General features: G+C 63.0%; 15 protein-coding genes. 7 read left to right on the forward strand and 8 right to left on the reverse strand.

Annotation, left to right across the window (positions count from 1 at the left end; all coding sequences use genetic code 11):
* On the forward strand, positions 1–5,460 hold a 5,460-nt coding region (locus ABIE20_RS25505; protein ID WP_429508180.1), incomplete at its 5' end, for an Ig-like domain-containing protein.
* 25 nt (positions 5,461–5,485) lie between these two features.
* Here ABIE20_RS25505 and ABIE20_RS25510 read toward each other — a convergent pair.
* Together ABIE20_RS25510 and ABIE20_RS25515 are read right to left on the reverse strand one after the other, a co-directional pair.
* Positions 5,486–5,851 carry a YbaN family protein gene (locus ABIE20_RS25510; protein WP_429508181.1) on the reverse strand — a complete coding sequence of 122 codons (366 nt, stop codon included), beginning with the start codon at positions 5,849–5,851 and terminating at the stop codon, positions 5,486–5,488.
* Positions 5,852–5,861: 10 nt separating this feature from the next.
* A complete protein-coding gene (locus tag ABIE20_RS25515) occupies positions 5,862–6,449 on the reverse strand; it encodes a UPF0149 family protein (RefSeq protein ID WP_429508183.1) in 588 nt (195 codons plus the stop codon).
* Positions 6,450–6,694: 245 nt separating this feature from the next.
* On the opposite strand from ABIE20_RS25515, the gene recQ reads away from it, so the two are divergent.
* Together recQ and ABIE20_RS25525 are read left to right on the forward strand one after the other, a co-directional pair.
* Positions 6,695–8,830, forward strand: a complete 2,136-nt coding sequence (gene recQ / locus ABIE20_RS25520) for a DNA helicase RecQ (protein WP_429508185.1) — start codon at positions 6,695–6,697, stop codon at positions 8,828–8,830.
* A 118-nt stretch (positions 8,831–8,948) separates the two neighbouring features.
* Positions 8,949–9,383: a MarR family transcriptional regulator gene (locus ABIE20_RS25525; protein WP_429508187.1), complete on the forward strand. Its 435-nt coding sequence runs from the start codon at positions 8,949–8,951 to the stop codon at positions 9,381–9,383.
* A gap of 8 nt (positions 9,384–9,391) precedes the next feature.
* On the opposite strand, the gene ABIE20_RS25530 is transcribed toward ABIE20_RS25525, so the two are convergent.
* Entirely contained in the window at positions 9,392–11,581 is a 2,190-nt protein-coding gene (locus ABIE20_RS25530; protein WP_429508189.1) for a patatin-like phospholipase family protein, read from the reverse strand.
* A gap of 70 nt (positions 11,582–11,651) precedes the next feature.
* On the opposite strand from ABIE20_RS25530, the gene ABIE20_RS25535 reads away from it, so the two are divergent.
* Positions 11,652–11,936 (forward strand): SelT/SelW/SelH family protein, encoded by a 285-nt coding sequence (locus ABIE20_RS25535; RefSeq protein ID WP_123567899.1) that lies wholly within the window; start codon positions 11,652–11,654, stop codon positions 11,934–11,936.
* Between the two features lie 3 nt (positions 11,937–11,939).
* On the opposite strand, the gene ABIE20_RS25540 is transcribed toward ABIE20_RS25535, so the two are convergent.
* Together ABIE20_RS25540 and ABIE20_RS25545 are read right to left on the reverse strand one after the other, a co-directional pair.
* Entirely contained in the window at positions 11,940–12,824 is an 885-nt protein-coding gene (locus ABIE20_RS25540) for a DMT family transporter (RefSeq protein WP_429508191.1), read from the reverse strand.
* Positions 12,825–12,902: 78 nt separating this feature from the next.
* Positions 12,903–13,667 carry an AraC family transcriptional regulator gene (locus tag ABIE20_RS25545; RefSeq protein WP_429508192.1) on the reverse strand — a complete coding sequence of 255 codons (765 nt, stop codon included), beginning with the start codon at positions 13,665–13,667 and terminating at the stop codon, positions 12,903–12,905.
* Positions 13,668–13,802: 135 nt separating this feature from the next.
* Between ABIE20_RS25545 and ABIE20_RS25550 the strand changes: the two genes are divergently transcribed.
* Positions 13,803–14,642 carry a metallophosphoesterase family protein gene (locus tag ABIE20_RS25550; RefSeq protein ID WP_429508194.1) on the forward strand — a complete coding sequence of 280 codons (840 nt, stop codon included), beginning with the start codon at positions 13,803–13,805 and terminating at the stop codon, positions 14,640–14,642.
* On the opposite strand, the gene ABIE20_RS25555 is transcribed toward ABIE20_RS25550, so the two are convergent.
* Both ABIE20_RS25555 and ABIE20_RS25560 read right to left on the reverse strand, forming a co-directional pair.
* On the reverse strand, positions 14,616–15,209 hold the full coding sequence (locus tag ABIE20_RS25555; RefSeq protein WP_429508196.1) for an HD domain-containing protein: 594 nt from the start codon (positions 15,207–15,209) through the stop codon (positions 14,616–14,618). The genes ABIE20_RS25550 and ABIE20_RS25555 overlap by 27 nt on opposite strands.
* A gap of 97 nt (positions 15,210–15,306) precedes the next feature.
* On the reverse strand, positions 15,307–15,618 hold the full coding sequence (locus ABIE20_RS25560) for a DUF962 domain-containing protein (protein ID WP_093385834.1): 312 nt from the start codon (positions 15,616–15,618) through the stop codon (positions 15,307–15,309).
* Positions 15,619–15,779: 161 nt separating this feature from the next.
* Between ABIE20_RS25560 and ABIE20_RS25565 the strand changes: the two genes are divergently transcribed.
* Positions 15,780–16,859: an AraC family transcriptional regulator gene (locus ABIE20_RS25565; RefSeq protein WP_429508199.1), complete on the forward strand. Its 1,080-nt coding sequence runs from the start codon at positions 15,780–15,782 to the stop codon at positions 16,857–16,859.
* Here ABIE20_RS25565 and ABIE20_RS25570 read toward each other — a convergent pair.
* Positions 16,816–18,270, reverse strand: a complete 1,455-nt coding sequence (locus ABIE20_RS25570) for a TrkH family potassium uptake protein (protein WP_429508201.1) — start codon at positions 18,268–18,270, stop codon at positions 16,816–16,818. The genes ABIE20_RS25565 and ABIE20_RS25570 overlap by 44 nt on opposite strands.
* Before the next feature lie 100 nt (positions 18,271–18,370).
* On the opposite strand from ABIE20_RS25570, the gene ABIE20_RS25575 reads away from it, so the two are divergent.
* Positions 18,371–18,925: a nitroreductase family protein gene (locus ABIE20_RS25575; protein WP_429508203.1), complete on the forward strand. Its 555-nt coding sequence runs from the start codon at positions 18,371–18,373 to the stop codon at positions 18,923–18,925.
* Positions 18,926–19,005 lie beyond the last annotated feature (80 nt).

The following is a 19,005-nucleotide window of genomic DNA, read 5'->3' on the forward strand; positions in this document are numbered from 1 at the left end:
GGGTCGATCGATGTGAACATCGTCGACGACGTGCCGACCGCGGCAGGCGATACCAACGCCGTTACCGCCACCGAGAACCAGCTGACCCTGACCGGTAACGTGCTGACCAACGATGTGCAGGGCGCGGACCGTGTGACAACCGGTCCGATCACCGCAGGCACCTTCGTCGGCACCTACGGCACTTTGGTGCTGGCCGCCGACGGGTCCTACACCTACACGCTGAACACTGCCGATCCGGACTTCTTCAACCTGCATGGCGGCGGTAACGGGGTCGAGACCTTTACTTACACCCTGACCGATGCCGATGGCGATGTGTCCACCGCCAACCTGGTGCTCAATGTCACCAACCTCAACGATCCGGTGACCCTCAACGGCTTGAATGTTGAAGGCGGCGAGCTGACTGTTTTCGAGAAGAACCTCGGCGACGGCAGCAACCCGGATACGTCAGCACTGACTCAAACTGGCAGCTTCACGGTGACTGCGCTGGACGGTGTGCAAACCCTGACCGTCGGTGGCATTACCGTGGTCAGTGGCGGCGTGGCCAACGGCTTCCCGCAATCGGCAACCACCGCACTGGGCAACACCCTGACCATCACCGGCTACAACCCGGCCACTGGCGTAGTGACCTACAGCTACACCTTGCTCGACAACGAAGCCCACCCGAATGCCAACGGCACCAACAGCCTGGGCGAGAGCTTTACGGTTAGTGTGACGGATACCGACGGCAGCACCGCCAGCGGGTCGATCGATGTGAACATCGTCGACGACGTGCCGACCGCGGCGGGCGATACCAATGCTGTTACCGCTACCGAGAACCAACTGACCCTCAGCGGCAATGTGCTGACCAACGACGTACAGGGCGCGGACCGTGTGCCAACCGGGCCGATTACTGCCGGCACCTTCGTCGGTACCTACGGCACTTTGGTGCTGGCCGCCGACGGGTCTTACACCTATACGCTGAACACTGCCGATCCGGACTTCTTCAACCTGCATGGCGGCGGTAATGGGCTCGAGACCTTTACTTACACCCTGACCGATGCCGATGGCGATGTGTCCACCGCCAACCTGGTGCTCAATGTCACCAACCTCAACGATCCGGTGACCCTCAACGGCTTGAATGTTGAAGGCGGCGAGCTGACTGTTTTCGAGAAGAACCTCGGCGACGGCAGCAACCCGGATACGTCAGCACTGACTCAAACTGGCAGCTTCACGGTGACTGCGCTGGACGGTGTGCAAACCCTGACCGTCGGTGGCATTACCGTGGTCAGTGGCGGCGTGGCCAACGGCTTCCCGCAATCGGCAACCACCGCACTGGGCAACACCCTGACCATCACCGGCTACAACCCGGCGACCGGCGTGGTGACCTACAGCTACACCTTGCTCGATAACGAGAGCCATCCGACGGCCAATGGCGCCAATAGTCTCAACGAAAGCTTTACCGTAACGGCTACTGACACCGACGGCAGCACCGCCAGCGGTTCCATCGACGTGAACATCGTCGACGATGTACCGACTGCGGCGGGCGATACCAACGCCGTTACCGCTACCGAGAACCAGCTGACCCTGACCGGCAACGTGCTGACCAACGACGTGCAGGGCGCGGACCGTGTGACAACCGGTCCGATCACCGCCGGCACCTTCGTCGGCACCTACGGCACCCTGGTGCTGGCCGCTGACGGCTCCTACACCTACACCCTCGACCCCACCGACGCGGATTTCAAAAACCTGCACGGTGGCGGCAATGGCACCGAGACGTTTACCTATACCCTGAAGGACGCCGACGGCGACATCAGCACCGCCAACCTGGTGCTGAATATCACCAACCTCAATGACCCGGTGACCCTTAACGGCCTGAACGTCAACGGCGGTGAGCTGACCGTTTTCGAGAAGAACCTTGGCGACGGCAGCAACCCGAGTATCCCGGCCCTGACCCAGAGCGCCAGCTTTACCGTCACCGCCCCGGACGGCCTGCAGACCCTGACTGTCGGCGGCATCACGGTGGTCAGTGGCGGGGTGGCCAGCGGCTTCCCGCAATCGGCAACCACGGCGCTGGGCAACACCCTGACCATCACCGGCTACAACCCGGCCACCGGCGTGGTGACCTATAGCTACACCTTGCTCGATAACGAGAACCATCCGACGGCCAATGGCGCCAACAGCCTGAGCGAAAGCTTTACCGTAACGGCCACAGACACCGACGGCAGTACCGCCAGCGGCTCCATCGACATCAATATTGTCGATGATTTGCCTGCCGCGGTTAACGACACCAACGCGGTCACCGCCACCGAAGTGCAACTGACCTTGACCGGAAACGTGCTGACCAACGACGTGCAAGGTGCCGACCGCGTAACCGGGCCGATTACCGCGGGTACCTTCGTCGGTACCTACGGCACCCTGGTACTGGCCGCTGATGGCTCCTATACCTACACCCTTAACCCCAACGACCAGGACTTCATCAACCTGCACGGCGGTGGCACAGGTGTCGATACGTTCACCTACACCTTGCGCGATGCCGACGGCGACACCAGCACGGCGACCCTCAAGCTCAATGTCAGCAATCTCGACAACCCGGTAACCATTGACGGCCTGAACGTCAACGGTGGCGAGCTGACCGTCTACGAGAAGAACCTCAGCGACGGCACCAGCCCGGATTCCCCGGCCCTGACCCAGAGTGGCACCTTCACCGTCACGGCCCATGACGGCCTGCAAAGCCTGACCGTCGGTGGCATCAGCGTGGTCAGTGGCGGGGTGGTCAACGGCTTCCCGCAGACGGGTACTACGCCGCTGGGTAACTCCATCACCATCACCGGTTACAACGCGGCCACTGGCGTAGTCAGTTACACCTACACCTTGCTCGACAACGAAAACCATCCGAACGCCAATGGCATCAACAACCTCAACGAAAGCATCAATGTCGTCGCCACCGACACCGACGGCAGTTCCGCCAACGCCACGATCGATGTGAAGATCGTCGACGACGTGCCGAATGCAGTGGGCGCCGAACGTTCGGTGACCCCAGGTCAGGTGGACTCCAACCTGCTGCTGGTGATCGACGTGTCCGGCAGTATGGCGGAAGCCTCTGGTGTGCCAGGGCTGACGCGCATGCAACTGGCCAAGCAGGCGATCAATGCCTTGCTCGACAAGTACGATGAAATGGGCGATGTGAAGGTCCAGCTGGTGACCTTCTCCACCGGGGCCAACCAGCCTTCAGCGGTGTGGGTGACCGTCGACCAGGCCAAGGCTATCGTCAACGGCCTCAGTGCCGGTGGTTCGACCTATTACGATTCGGCGATTACCTCGGCGCAGTCGGCCTACACCACCGGGGGTAAAATCACCGGTGCGCAGAATATCGTGTACTTCTTCTCTGACGGCGCACCCACTTCGGGGCACTCGATTACCGCGCCGCGCGAAGTTGAATGGGAGGGTTTCCTCGACAGCAATGGGATCAAGTCCTACGCGATCGGTCTGGGCAATGGCGTCAATGCCGGTAACCTCAATCCGTTGTCCTACGACGGTAGTACCCACACCGACACCAATGCCACCGTGGTCACCGACCTCAACCAGCTCAACTCGGTGCTGTCCGGTACCGTGCAGGGGGCGCCGATCACCGGCAGCCTGATGAGCGGCGGCCAGTTCGGCGCTGATGGCGGCTTTATCAAGTCGCTGGTGATTGACGGCACTACCTATACCTACGATCCGAAGGGCAACGGCGGTGCGGGGTCTTATGCCACCAGCGGTGCGGCGGACCGGGGCACCTTCGATACCGGCACCAACAGCATTACCGTGAAGACGGCGATAGGCGGCAGCATCGTGGTTAACATGGATACCGGCGACTTTACCTACACGCCGCCCAAAGACACCGGCAGTGGCCAGGTCGAGCAGATCGGCTTCGTGGCCAGTGACAACGATGGCGATACCGCCAGTGCCAACCTTGTGATCAACGTCTACGCCAACACCGCGCCAGTGGCCGGAGCCGACCATATCATCAGCAACATTCTGTCGAGCAGCATCACCGTGCCCGCCGAAGCACTGCTGGCCAATGATAGCGACACCAACCATGATCGCCTCAGCGTGCCTTCGACGACCACCTTCGATACTGGCTGGGCGGCAAAAGGAGCAGGCTTCACCGTGGGCAGCGCGACACCGCCGACAGTTACCTTCAATGGCACCAACAACAGTAGCGGTAACCAGTTGCGGGACCTGCCGCGCAGTGCCTTCAGAGGCCCGGCCAATGCCATGACGGCGGCACTGGTTGTCAGTGGCTACCTGGGGGCAGTGACCACGGCCAATGCCAACGATGAGGACGTATTGACCGTTACCCTTAAAAAAGGCGAGACGCTGACACTCGATCACAACCTGGCGGCTGGCAACATCCTGATGGAATGGAAGGACGAAAGTGGTAGCTACCAGACCATCGCCGACGGCGGCTCCTTCACTGCCAGCCATGCCGGCCTCTACAGTATCCACCTGGTCAACCTCACCAATACGTCAGGCAGCAACACCAACGCGGCTGAGAACTACGCGTTGACCATGACCGTCGACTATTCCAACGCCCAGAATGAAACTGCCTACGGTACCTATACCGTCAGCGACGGACATGGTGGCAGCAGCACCGGCAATGTCGACATCGTTTATCAGGAGGGCAATACCCTCACCGGTACCAGCGGCGACGATACCCTGCTGGCAGGCGCTGGCAATGACACCCTCAATGCCGGGGCGGGTAACGACGTACTGATCGGCGGGGATGGCAACGACTTCCTCTACGGTGGCGATGGCAATGACCTGTTGATCGGTGGCGCCGGCAACGACCTGCTCGACGGTGGCGCGGGTATCGACACCGCCAGCTACGCCAGTGCCGGCAGTGCGGTGACGGTCAACCTGAGCACGGTCGGTGCACAGAACACCGGGGGTGCCGGAACCGACACCCTGGTGGCAATCGAGAACCTGATCGGCTCGGACTATAACGACAATCTGACCGGTAACGACAACGCCAACGTGCTCAACGGCGGCCTGGGCAACGACACCCTGATCGGCGGTGGCGGCGACGATGTGTTGATCGGTGGCCCGGGCAACAACACCCTGACCGGCGGGACCGGCAGTGATACCTTCCTCTATCAGCAGGGCAACACCGGGCACGATGTGGTCACCGACTTTACCCCCGGCACCGATCACCTGGACCTGTCGCAACTGCTGCAGGGTGAGAATCCGACGACCGCGTCGCTGGATGATTACCTGCACTTCAAGGTCACCGGCAGTGGCGCCAGCGTGGTGTCGACCATCGAGGTCAGCTCGGTGGCAGGCGCGGCGCCGACCCAGACCATTGATCTGGCAGGGGTCAACCTGGCCCAGCACTATGGGGTTACGGCAGGTGCGGGCGGGGTGATTGCGGCGGGGCAGGACACGGCGACGATCATCAACGGCATGCTCAATGATCATTCGTTGAAGGTGGATACCGTATGACCCTGCAGGTCTGAGGGCTAGTGCCTCAGGATGGGCGCCGCAGGGTCTTCTGGCGCAAGATGTAGATGCTCACCAGCACCGCGCTGGTGAGCATGAAGCCCCGCGCCCAGATCAGCGGCACCAGGTAGCAGGACAAGCCGATGCTCAGCCACATCAGGCCGATGGCGTAGATTTTGCCTTTGAGGGGAATGCCTTCACCACTGAGGTAGTCACGAATCCACGGCCCGAGCCTGGGGTGGTTGACCAGCCAGTGATGGAAGCGCGGCGAGCTGCGCGCAAAGCACGCAGCGGCCAGGAGCAGGAACGGGGTGGTCGGCAATACCGGCAGGAAGATCCCGATCACCCCCAGCGCGACGCTGAGCCAGCCGGTGGCCAGCAGCAGGTAGCGCATGGACGCCGACTCAGTGGTGGCGAGGCTTGAGCAGGGCTGGCTTCTCTTCCGGGGCGTGCAGCAGCAGGTACAGCGCGGTCAGCGCTTCCGGTATCTGCACGATCATGTCGTCCATCAGGTTGGCATCGCTGGCGATGTCGGCGAACTCAGGCTGCTCATCGAACAGACCGGAACCGACCATGATCGGCAGGAGCATCTCGCTGACTTCTTCTTCAGCCGATTCGAACCAGGCCTCTTCGCGCAGGAACACGCCCTCCATGAAGCCGATGCACCAGCCGCGCAGGTCGGAGTCGTCCGGCTCGTCACCCAGGTCGAGGTCGCATGGCAGCTCGAACTCTTCGTCGCTGGCCAGCTGGCGGGCGATGTGAGCTTTGAGGGCGAGCAGGGTGCCTTCGATGGCTTCGCGCTCGGCGTCGTCCTTGTAATGCGGCTCTTCGGCGAACAGGGCGTCGATCCATTCGCGGTCCGGGACCGACTCAGCACAGATCGACAGCGCGGTCATGTAGCCGTGGGCGGCAACGTAGTCCAGCGCCTCTTCGTGCAGCTCGTCGGCGTCGAGAAAGGCTTGCAGGCGGGTCAATTGCTCGGCGAAGGACATTACGGGGCTACCTTGGGAATAAACGATACTGAATTCTAGCACCTTGCAGCGCAAACGAGGCAAAGGAAGACGTCTATCGCAGAGCATCCTGCAAGGCCGCAGGCTCCGGTATAATGCCCGGCTTTTATCCTAGGGCCCTTGCAACTCGGGGGTCGGGTAAAAGCCGCTTACGCATTTTCGGGTGTCGCCAGCGGGTTTTTCGTCCAGCCTGTGCCCAGGATGGTTCTGCGATTTTTGGAGTTTTTATGCTCGAACAGGCTCAGCGCGTCCTCAAGGACATCTTCGGTTACGACAGTTTTCGGGGTCGCCAGGGTGCGATCATCGAATGCGTGGCCAAGGGTGGCGATGCGCTGGTCCTGATGCCTACCGGCGGCGGCAAGTCGCTGTGTTTCCAGGTGCCGGCCCTGTTGCGCCCGGGCCTGGCGGTGGTGGTGTCGCCGTTGATCGCGCTGATGGACGACCAGGTGGCGACCCTCGATGAGCTGGGTGTGGCCGCTGCCTCGCTGAACTCCACCCTCAGTGCCGAGCAGCAGCGCGAACTGGCCGGGCGTATCCGCCGCGGCGAGGTTAAGATGCTCTACCTGGCCCCCGAACGCCTGGTGCAGCCGCGCATGCTCGACTTCTTGCGCACCCTCGACATCGCCCTGTTCGCCATCGACGAAGCCCACTGTGTATCGCAATGGGGCCATGACTTCCGTCCCGAGTACCTGCAACTGGGGCAACTGGCCGAACTGTTCCCCAATGTGCCGCGCATCGCCCTGACGGCCACCGCGGACATGCGCACCCGTGAAGAAATCGTCACCCGCCTGCACCTGCAGAACGCCGAGCGCTTCCTGTCGAGCTTCGACCGGCCGAATATCTTTTACCGCATCGTGCCCAAGGAGCAGCCGCGCAAGCAGTTGCTGGCGTTCCTCGGCGAGCGGCGCGGCAACGCCGGTATCGTTTATTGCCTGTCGCGCAAGAAGGTCGATGACGTCGCCGCCTACCTGTGCGAGCAGGGTTTCCCGGCCTTGCCGTACCATGCCGGCCTGCCTGCCGAGACCCGCGCCTCCAACCAGCGGCGCTTCCTCAACGAGGAAGGCCTGATCATGGTCGCCACCATTGCCTTCGGCATGGGCATCGACAAACCTAACGTACGCTTTGTTGCCCACCTCGACCTGCCCAAGTCGCTCGAGGCCTATTACCAGGAAACCGGCCGCGCCGGTCGTGACGGCCTGCCTGCCGATGCCTGGATGGCCTATGGGTTGCAGGACATGGTGATGCTCAAGCAGATGTTGCAGAACTCCGAAGGCGACGAGCGCCACAAGCGCATCGAGCAGCACAAGCTCGACGCCATGCTCGCCCTGTGCGAAGAAACCCGCTGCCGCCGCCAGACCCTGCTCAATTATTTTGACGAAGAGCTGCCGCAGCCGTGCGGGCATTGCGACAACTGCATCGATGGCGTGCAGACCTGGGATGCCACCGAGCCTGCGCGCCAGGCGCTGTCGGCGGTGTATCGCACCGGTCAGCGCTATGGCGTCGGCCACCTGGTGGATGTACTGCTGGGGCGCGACAACGAAAAGATCCGCAATTTCGGCCACGAGAAGCTGGCCGTGTACGGCGTTGGCAAGGACCGCTCCGAGCACGACTGGCGTTCGCTGTTCCGTCAGCTGGTCGCCCGTGGCCTGGCCGACATCGACCTCGAAGGCTATGGCGGCCTGCGCCTGTCCGACACGTGCCGGCCGTTGCTGCGCGGTGAAGTCAGTCTCGAACTGCGCAAAGATCTGAAGCCACAAACCAGTAGCAAGGGTTCCAGCAGTGGCGGCAGCCCGGCCAGCCAGCTGGTGCGTGGCGAAGAGCGCGAACAATGGGAAGCCTTGCGCGCGCTGCGGCGCAAGCTGGCCGAAGAGCACGGTGTACCGCCGTATGTGATCTTCCCCGACTCGACCCTGCTGGAGATGCTGCGCAGCCAGCCCACCAGCCTCAGCGAGATGGGCCGGGTCAGCGGCGTCGGTGCGCGCAAGCTGGAACGTTACGGCGAAGCCTTCCTCGAAGTGCTGGGTGGCGGCGTCGAGGCGCCGAAAATCGTCACCGACCTGCGCCACGAGCTGGTCAGCCTGGCCCGCGCCGGCATGACTCCGATGCAGATCGCCGGGCAACTGAGCTGCAGCGAAAAGAACGTCTACAGCCTGCTTGCCGAAGCCATTGGCCGCCAGGAGCTGTCGCTGGACCAGGCCCTGGACCTGCCGGAAGACCTGTTGGGCGAAGTCCAGGATGCCTTCCTCGATGGTGAAGGCGAGTTGCCGCCGGTGTCAGCGATTGCCGAGCAGTTTGGCGGGCGAGTGCCCGAAGGCGTGTTGTATTGCGTACGGGCTGCGCTGGCTGCCGAATTCGAGATGTAAACCCGGCTTTGTCATCATTTATAACGATTATCGAACCACCTGCAGCTGTATGAGTCTTGCCTGTGGCTCAAGGTCATGGTTAGCTGACTAATAATTAGTTCTGATGATGAGTTTCTCTATGCCGTTGACCGACCAACACAAATTCGGGATGCAGCTGGCACATATGTCCCGCGGCTGGCGCGCTGAACTGGATCGGCGCCTGGCCGGGCTCAACCTGTCCCAGGCCCGCTGGCTGGTGCTGCTGCACTTGGCCCGTTTCGAAGAGCCGCCGACCCAGCGCGAGCTGGCCCAGAGTGTTGGCGTCGAAGGCCCGACCCTGGCGCGCCTGCTCGACAGCCTGGAAACCCAGGGTCTGGTTCGCCGCCAAGCGGTGCTGGAAGACCGCCGGGCAAAAAAAATCCTTCTCTGCCCGCCGGCCAAGCCACTGATCGACCAGATCGAAACCATTGCAAACGCCTTGCGCGCCGAGCTGTTCGTCGGTGTCGACGAAGAGGAGCTGCGCATTTGCATGCGCGTCCATGCGCGGATCCTGGCCAACCTGGAAAAGTCCTGATCACACCCTCAGAAGGTGTGACCCAGGTTCAGGTACATCGCCTTCTGATTCTCGCTGTTTGCCCCGTAGCTGAAGTTCAGCGGCCCCAGGGGCGTCTCGAAACCGACGAAGATGCTGGCTGCATTGATGTAGCCACTGTCGAACTCGTTGTCGTTGTTCCAGGCCCGGCCGCGTTCCAGCGAGCCGCCCAGGTACAGCGGGAAGTCCAGCGGCAGGTAGGCGCGCGGGGTCAGGCGGCGGTAATACACTACGCGCATCAGGCTGACGTTTTGCCCGGACACCGAATCCTGGCGAAAGCCCGACAACTGCCGGGCGCCGCCGAGCACGAAGCTTGAGGTGACCACCTCGGCATCATCCAGGGTCCTGCCGTAGCGTCCGCCTACCACCCAGGTGTTGGGGCCGCTGCTCATGGCCTTGTCGATGTTCAAATCCCACTGTCGATAGCGCTGGTCAGAGCCCAGGTTCGGGTCGTACTGGCGCAAGGTCAGGTTGATGTCCTCGCCGCTGTGGGGGAAGTAGACGTTGTCGAGTGTGTCGAACGAGTACTTGAGCTCGTAGAAGCCTTCGTTGAAATTGACCTTGGGCAGGTCCTGGTCACCGATGCGCACCTCGGCCTGGCCCCAGGCCTGGCCGACGCCAAAGCGCACCTCGCCGTTGTTACCGATCTGCCGGCCGAGGTTGAGGCCGAAGCCGTAGCGCTCCAGACGGTACTCGGCAATCGGGTCGTCGTCCAGGGTGGCCTCGATGTTCTGCGAGCCGAGGTCGATGTACGGCGCGATGAAGTAGCGCGAGCCGGCATCCAGCGGCTGGTAAAACTCGCTATACAGCTCTTGCTGGTCGCCGATTTGCGCGCGGGTCAGCCATTCGGCGCCGAGCGTGTTGATGCCGTTGACCCGGTAGCTGGCGCCGATGTTGAAGGCGCTGTCGCCGCGCATGTCGTCCGACAGGTTCAGGCCCAGGCGCAGGTAGTCGGTGCCGCCGCGACGGCCGCGGGCGTTGATTACCAGGGTGTTGTCGTCACCCTTGTGGACCACGCGGTACTGCACCCGGTCGAAGTAATCGAGGCCGTACAGGGTACCCATGTCGGTCTGCAGGCGGCCCAGTTCCAGTGGCTCGCCGATGGGTTGGCGAATGTAGTAGCGGATCACGTCGTCGCTGACTTTCGAATCGTTCTCGATACGGATCGCGGTGATTACCGGGGTGCGCTGGCTCGGCGAGCGCGCGGCCAGCAGTTCGCCGTCGCTGGCTTGTGGACGCTTGAGCACCGCCAGGCGCGCATCCAGGGCGCGGGCGGCGCGGTAGCCGGCGTCGATCATATCCTGGGCGCGGCCGAAGTCGGTGACGCCAAAGCTCGACAGCGGTGGCTGGATGAGAATGTCGTCGCGGTGCAGGGCCGCCAGTTGCTCTTCGGAGTTGCGCCGGGTCATCAGGGTGATTGACTGGTTGAGCACATCGACCACGGTCGCCAGCTGCTTGCGGCTGCGCAGCGGGGTACCGATATCGACGACGATGGCCACATCCACGCCCATCTCGCGGGCGACATCCAGGGGGATGTTGTCGACCATGCCGCCATCGACCAGCAGCCGGCCATCCAGCTCGACCGGGGCGAATACCGCCGGGATCGACATGCTGGCGCGAATCACCTGGGGCAGGTGGCCACGGCGAAATACCACCTTTTCGCCGCTGGCGATGTCGGTGGCCACGGCGCGGAAGGGAATCGGCAGCTTGTCGAAGTCGCGGGTGTCGCTGGTGTGGGCGAGCATGCTTTCCAGCAACAGCGCCAGGTTCTGGCCCTGGATCACCCCTAGCGGCAGGCCCAGGCTGCCGTCGTCGCGAAAGCTGAGCTTTTGTTTGACGAGAAAGTCGCGGTCATCCTGCTTGCGCCGGAACGGCACGTCCTTGCGCGGCGGCGCGTCGGACAGCGCCTGCTGCCAGTCGATGTTCAACGCAAGTTTCTCAAGTTCGTCGATCTTGTAGCCGGAGGCGTACAGGCCGCCGACCACCGCGCCCATGCTGGTGCCGGCAATTGCATCGACCTTGATACCCTGTTCTTCCAGGGCCTTGAGCACGCCGATATGGGCCAGGCCACGGGCAGCACCGCCGGAGAGCACCAGGCCGACTTTCGGTCGGGGCGCTTCGGCTGCCAGCAGCGGGAAAGAAACGAACATCAGCAGCAGGGATAACAGCAGGCGGTGCATCATGGCTCTCGGAGCGAAGGCTAAAGACCGCTAGTATAAGCGCGCCCACCTGTCAGGAGACCTTCAGTATATGTCCGCGCATAAACCGGAAATTGTCATTACCTACTGCACCCAGTGCCAGTGGCTGCTGCGTGCCGCCTGGCTGGCCCAGGAACTGCTGAGCACCTTCAGCGACGATCTGGCGCGGGTGGCCCTTGAACCCGCCACCGGCGGTACCTTCCGTATTACCTGCGACGGCGTGCAGATCTGGGAGCGCAAGGCCGATGGCGGCTTCCCTGAAGCCAAGGTGCTCAAGCAGCGCGTGCGCGACCAGATCGACCCGCAGCGCGATCTTGGCCACAACGACCGGCCCTGACCTTCAGCCCTTGGCGAGCGCAGCCTTGCCTACTTGATTGCTGGCCGCCAGGCGGCTGGAAATAACGATGGCCAGAATGATCAGCACACCGCCCATGAGCATGCGCAAGGTCGGGGTTTCGGCGAAGATCAACCAGGCCATGGCGATGCCGTAGACCGGCTCCAGGGCAAACACCACGGCGGCGGTGCGTGCCTTGATTACCGCCAGGCTGGCGACGAACAGGCTGTGGGCGACACCGGTGCAGAACACCCCGAGCAGGCCGATCCACAGCCAGTCCATGGCGCTGACGCTGCCCAGCGCTGGTGCTGCTGCCGGCAGCAGGCACAGGGCGACCACAGCGTTCTGGCACAAGGCTGCCTGCACCGCCGGGATCCGCCCGGAGCCGGCGCGGTTGGTCAATGACAGCAGCGAAAACAGCAGGCCTGACAGCAGCGCCCAGAGCAGCCCGCCGGTGGCCTGGCTGGCCAGGTCGAAGTCCGGGGTTACCAGCACCAGGCCGAGGCTCACCAGCAGCACCAGGACGATCTCGTTGTTGCGGATGCGCTCGCGAAACAGCAGCCCTTCAAGGATCACGGTAAAGGCCGGGAAGCTGGCAAAACCGAGGGTGGCGATGGCGACACCGGCAACTTTCACCGCGATGAAAAAACTTACCCAGTGCCCGGCCAGCAGCACGCCGCCGAGCAGCAGGCGGCGCCAGTCTTGAGCTTGCAGGGGCTGCCAGGCCTTGCGCGCAAAGCCTGCGAACACGGTCAATGCCAGCACGGCGAAGGCGGCCCGGCCGAAGACGATGATCGCAGGCGCGGCGCTGGCCAGTTTGCCGAACACGCCGGTGAGGCCGAAAAACAGTGCGCCGATGTGCAGGGCGCCGAGGGCAGTACGGTGATTCATGGTGGTCCTTGTCATAGAGCAGGGCAGCGGCGCCAGTTTACGGGGGCGGCGCTGGCACTGTCTGTCGCGGTCCTCGCGTCAATTGTCGGCAGAATCGCGGCGCAGGGCACCGGGTGTGCGGCCAAAGGCCTTGAGCATGGCGGCGGCAAAAGCGCTTTGCGAGCTGTAGCCGACCTGGCAGGCAATTTCGCCGATCGGCAAGCGGGTGTCGCGTAGTAGCTGCCGTGCGCGCAGCAGGCGTCGCTGGCGCACATAGTCCATGGGCGTGAGCCCGCATTCAGCCATGAACCGCGCATGCAGGCGCGCGCTGGAAAGCCCGGCCAGGCGCGCCAGGTCGGCCACTTGCAGCGGGTAGGCGGCGTTCTGCTCGATATGGGCGTCGAAGCGGGCGTAGGGCAGTGTGGTTGTAGGCGCAACGGGCGCCGCGCCGCCGTTCAGGCTGGCCAGCAGCAACACCGCACCTTGCTGGGCAATCAGTGGATCGTTGATCGGGCTGGCCGCCAGCCAGTCGACCAACTGCTGCTGGCGATGGTCCAGGTTCAATGGCCCGGCCCGTTCGAGCAGGCGCTGGCTGGCGTCCAGGTGCGCGCCCAGGCTCTGGCCCAGCCAGTTGTCGACCGGCACGTCCAACACCAGGCAATCGCTACCGACGGTACTGCCGCAGGTGTGATGGCTGCCGGCCGGGACCACCATCAGGTCCTGGCGCTCCAACTGCGCGCCGCGGCCTTCGACCTCGAATTCCAGGCGCCCGCGCAGGCCGAACACCAGTTGCGGGTGGTCGTGGCTATGGGCGATCAGGTCGTGGCGATAATGGCGCAGGGAAAGTATCGGGGCGCGGCTCATCGAAGGGTCCTCCGGCAATCGCAGCAGTGTACAGGCAAGCAGGCGGGCCGGGCATGTCATCAGACCGACACCTGGCGGTCACGCTCGATTCACCGCTGCTTGGCAAGCTGGCGCAAACCTTCCCGGAGCCTGCCGATGACCCGTGCCGAGCTTGCCAGACCCTCGCGTAAACAGCGCGTACGCACCCTGTGGATATCGGACGTGCACCTGGGTACCCGGGATTGCCAGGCCGAACACCTGTCGCAGTTTCTCAAGGGCTACCAGGCCGACCGCATCTACCTGGTCGGTGACATCATCGATGGCTGGAAGCTGCGCGGCGGCATTTACTGGCCCCAGGCGCATACCAACGTGATCCGTCGCCTGCTGACCATGAGCAAGCGCGGCACCGAGGTGATCTACGTCACTGGCAACCACGACGAATTCCTGCGCCGCTATTCCAAGCTGGTGCTGGGCAATATTCAGCTGGTCGACCAGGCCGAGCACCTGACCGCAGATGGCCGGCGCCTGCTGGTGATTCATGGCGACCAGTTCGACGTGATCACCCGTTATCACCGCTGGCTGGCGTTCCTCGGCGATTCGGCCTACGAGTTCACCTTGACCCTCAACCGCTGGCTCAATCACTGGCGTGCACGCTATGGCTACGGCTACTGGTCGTTGTCGGCGTATCTCAAGCACAAGGTCAAGACCGCGGTCAGCTTTATCAGCGACTTCGAAGAGGCCATCGCCCATGAATGCGTCAAGCGCGGCTTTCACGGCGTGGTCTGCGGGCACATACATCATGCCGAGATCCGCAAGGTCGGCGAGGTGGATTACCTCAACTGTGGGGATTGGGTCGAATCGTGCACGGCACTGATCGAGCACTGGGACGGCAGCATCGAGCTCTACCGCCTGGCCGACGCCCAGGCCGAAGCCGCCCGGCGCCTGGCCGGGCTGGAGGAGCTGGTGGATTCAGGCAGTGGCGGCGGGTTGCTCTAGCGCGGCCTTGTAGATCGATTGCCGGGGCTTGGCGAACAGGCGCTGCAGCATCGGCTCGAAGAAGCTCAGGGGTAGGCTGTCGTAGCCCGGATCGAAGGCGGCGGCATCATAGCGGGCGCAGAACTCGATGGTTTGCTGATATTGCGGATGGCCCTGGAATTGCTCGCGCAGGTGCCGGTCCATGCCCAGGTGGTGGAAGAAGTAGTAGCCCTGGAAGACCCCGTGTTTTTCTACCATCCACAGGTTTTCCGGGCTGATAAAGGGCTTGAGGATGGCGGCGGCAATGTCCGGGTGGTTGTAGCTGCCCAGGGTATCGCCGATGTCGTGCAGTAGCGCGCACACCACGTACTCTTCATCGCGTCCGTCACGCCAGGCGCGGCTGGCGGTTTGCAGGGAGTGGCTCAGGCGGTCGATGGGGAAGCCGCCGAAGTCGCCGTCAAGCAGGCGCAGGTGCGCCACGATACGATCGGCCAGCTGGCTGGCATAGGCCCTGAAGTCCTCGGCGATGATCGCCCAGTCCTGTTCGGTACCATCCTGCATATGGTTGAAACGGGCCTGCTGGTTCATCGGCGCTCCGAAACGCGGGGTTTCAGGGCACTCTACCTGTACCGTTGGTCGGGGCAGTGGCCGCGCGGGACGGGTTTCTGACCTTGCGGGCCGAAAATCAGAAGCTGACCTTGCCGCGCAGCATATCGCGGTACATGGCGAAGTCGCCGATCAGGCTGTACAGCGGATGCTTGAAGGTGGCGGGGCGGTTTTTTTCAAAGAAGAAGTGCCCAACCCAGGCAAAGCCATAGCCGGCAAAGGGCAGTGCCAGCAATAGCAACCAGTTGCCGCTGCCCAGGGCAAAGGCGAGAACGGCGATGACCAGGCTGGTACCGACGAAATGCAGGCGACGGCAGGTGGGATTACTGTGCTCACCCAGATAATAGGGGTAGAACTCGGCAAAACTGCGAAATTGCTGAGGGCTGTTCACGACACTGCTCCAGAGTCTGGTCGATCTGACGAAGATACACGGCGTGGAGCCTGATCTGAGTCTAGAGTGAGTAACACTACAGAGCAGTGACAATAGGCGCCAATTGAGTATCCTTTGAGTTCGCCGCAGGAGCGGCTTGTCGGTAACAAAAGAAGCCAGCCATGAGCGAAAGAACCACTTCAGCAAGCTGGGCATCAGGGATCGTCAAGGCACTCGAACTGGAAGGGCTCGATTGCCGTGCCATGTTCAAGCAACTTGGCCTGGATTTCACCGCGCTGGACGACCCCGACGCACGTTTCACCCAGGACTCCATGACCCGCCTCTGGCAACTGGCGGTCGATCTTTCCGGTAACCAGGCAATCGGCCTGAACATGGCGCGGGTGGTGCGTCCGGCGTCGTTTCATGTGGTTGGCTACGCGCTGATGTCGAGCCGCACCCTGGCCGAAGGTTTCGAGCGGCTGGTGCGTTATCAACGGATCATCGCCGAAAGTTCCGACCTGAGTTTCCGCCTTGAACCCGACGGCTATGCGCTGATTCTGACCGTCCATGGCGATCACCTGCCGCCCACCCGGCACAGCGCCGAAGCTTCGCTGGCTTGCGCCCTGGCGCTGTGCAGTTGGCTCAGCGGGCGGGTGATCCAGCCGCGCCGGGTGCTGGTCCAGGGGCCGCAGCCCAAGGACCTGGCACCCTACAAGACTGCTTTCCATGCCCCGCTGGTGTTCAGTGCACCCTACGATGCGCTGGTGTTCGAGCGCGCCGACATGGAGGCGCCGCTGCCAACCGCCAACGAGGCCATGGCCACGCTGCACGACCGTTTTGCCGGCGAATACCTGGCACGCTTCTCGGAAAGCCGGGTTACCCATCGCGCGCGCCAGGTGTTGTGCCGGGTCTTGCCCCAGGGCGAGCCCAAGCGCGAAACCATCGCCCAGGCCTTGCACCTGTCCCAGCGCACCTTGCAGCGGCGTTTGCAGGAAGAGGGCACAAGCTTTCAAACGCTGCTGGACGATACCCGTCGCGAGCTTGCCGAGCAGTACCTGGCGCAAGCCAACATGACCCTGCTGGAGGCCGCCTACCTTCTGGGGTTCGCCGACCCGAGCAATTTCTTCAGGGCGTTTCGCCGCTGGTTCGATGTCACCCCGGGCGAGTACCGGGCGCGCTTGAACGGGGCCGCAGCGGCCCCGCTAGAGGGTGAGCCGGTCAGTGACGCCAGAACGCCGGCATGCACAGCACCAGCACCGTAATGATCTCCAGGCGCCCGAGCAGCATGCCGAAGGCCAGGATCCACTTGGCCGCATCCGGCAGGGTGGCGAAGTTGCCGGCCGGGCCGATGGTTTCGCCCAGGCCCGGGCCGACGCCCGACACGGTACTGGCGGCGCCGGTCAGTGCGGTCATCCAGTCGACACCCAGCAGCGACAGGGCCAGGGCGATGACGCAGATGGTGATGGCGAAGAAGAACGAGAAGGTCAGGATCGAACGCACGATCTCTTCATCGAGGCGGTGACCGTTGTACTTCTGCTTGATCACCGCCCGTGGGTGAATCAGCTGGTTCAAGTTGGCCTTGAGCAGGATATAGGCCACCTGGAAGCGGAAGATCTTGATGCCGCCGGCGGTCGAGCCCGAGCAGCCGCCGACGAAGCCCAGGTAGAAAAACAGCATCAATGAGAAGTTGCCCCACAGGCTGTAGTCGCCCAAGGCGAAGCCGGTGGTGGTGACCACCGAGGTGACGTTCAGGGCTACATGGCGCAGGGCATCGAGCCAGTGCAAGTTGGTGGTGGCCCAGTACCAGGTGCCGAGCACCAGCCAGGTCGCCACCAGCATCGCCAGCAAGCCTTGGACCTGCTGGTCCTTGATCAGCGCCTTGCGGTTGCCACGGATGGTCGCCACGTACAGGGCGAACGGCAAGCTGCCAAGAATCATCACCACCACTGCCACCCAGTGCACCGCCGGCATGTCCCACTTGGCCAGGGACTGGTCGGAGGTGGAAAAACCGCCAGTGGAAATCGCCGACATGGCGTGGTTGATCGCGTCGAAGGGGTTCATCCCGGCCAGCCAGAAGGCCAGGGCGCCGAGGCTGGTGATGCCGATGTACACCAGCACGATCGACTTGGCGACCATGTGCGAGCGCGGCATGACCTTTTCCGAACGGTCCGAGGACTCGGTCTGGAACAGGCGCATGCCGCCGATGCGCAGCAGCGGCAGGATCGCCACAGCCATGGCGATAAAGCCGATACCACCGAGCCAGTGCAGCAGCGAGCGCCACATCAGGATGCCTGGCGACATGTTGTCAAGGCCGCTGAGTACGGTGGCGCCGGTGGCGGTGATGCCGGACATGCTTTCGAAAAAGGCGTCGGTGTAGCTGATGTGCTGGGTCAGCAGGAACGGCAGGGCGGCGAAGATGCACACCACCAGCCAGCTGCTGACCGTCAGCAGGTACATGTCCCGTGGGCGCAGGTGCACGTGCTCGGGGCGGCCCTGGATGACCAGGGCCAGGCCTGCGATAAAGGTGATCATGCTGGCCCAGAGGAACGACGGCAGGTCGCCCGTGCGGTCGAAGATCACCAGGGTGGCCATGGGCACGACCATGCTGATCGCCAGGGTGATCAGGAAGATGCCGATGATAAAACCAATGATCCTTAAGGTCGGCAACGCCATGTGATCTGCTCTGACTCGAAACGGAAGGGCGCCATTCTACCTATGGACCTTTTTAAGTAAACGCTAGAATAGCCCGACATTTATCCACAAGGGGTAGCCAATGGAGGCTCTCGACGCATTGCTCAACCGTGTTTCGGTTCCACGTCTGCTGGATCCGGCACCCAATGCCGCACAACGCGAGGCGCTGTTTCAGGCCGCCCTGCGTGCGCCAGACCACGGCCAGCTGCGGCCCTGGCGCTTCCTGACGATCGAAGGCGAGGCACGGGCCAAGCTTGGCGAACTGCTCGCCGAAGCAGTAAAACTCAATGGCGAGACTGGCCAGGCGGCACTGGACAAGGCCCGGGCCATGCCATTGCGGGCGCCATTGTTGGTGGTTGTAGTCGCGCGCCTGCAGGATCACTTCAAGGTGCCGGCATCCGAGCAGCGCCTGGCAGCCGGTTGCGCGGCCCACGGTATTCTGCTTGCGGCCCATGCCCAGGGTATTGGTGCGGTATGGCGTACCGGTGAGCTTTCGTACAGCAAGCACGTGGCCAAGGGGCTGGGGCTGGCGGACAACGAAGAGATCATCGCCTTTTTGTACCTGGGTACGCCGCAGAACGAACCGCGTACCGCGCCGGTGCTGGCGACGGCAGATTTTGTCAGCGCCTGGGAGTAGCAGGGGGGTTAAGGCCTCATCGCGGGGCACGTCGAGGCGTCGCACCGCCGCTCCCACAATGGAGGAGCGGGCTTGCCCCG

The organism is Pseudomonas sp. 2835, from assembly GCF_050435905.1.
In the GTDB taxonomy this organism is placed as follows: domain Bacteria; phylum Pseudomonadota; class Gammaproteobacteria; order Pseudomonadales; family Pseudomonadaceae; genus Aquipseudomonas.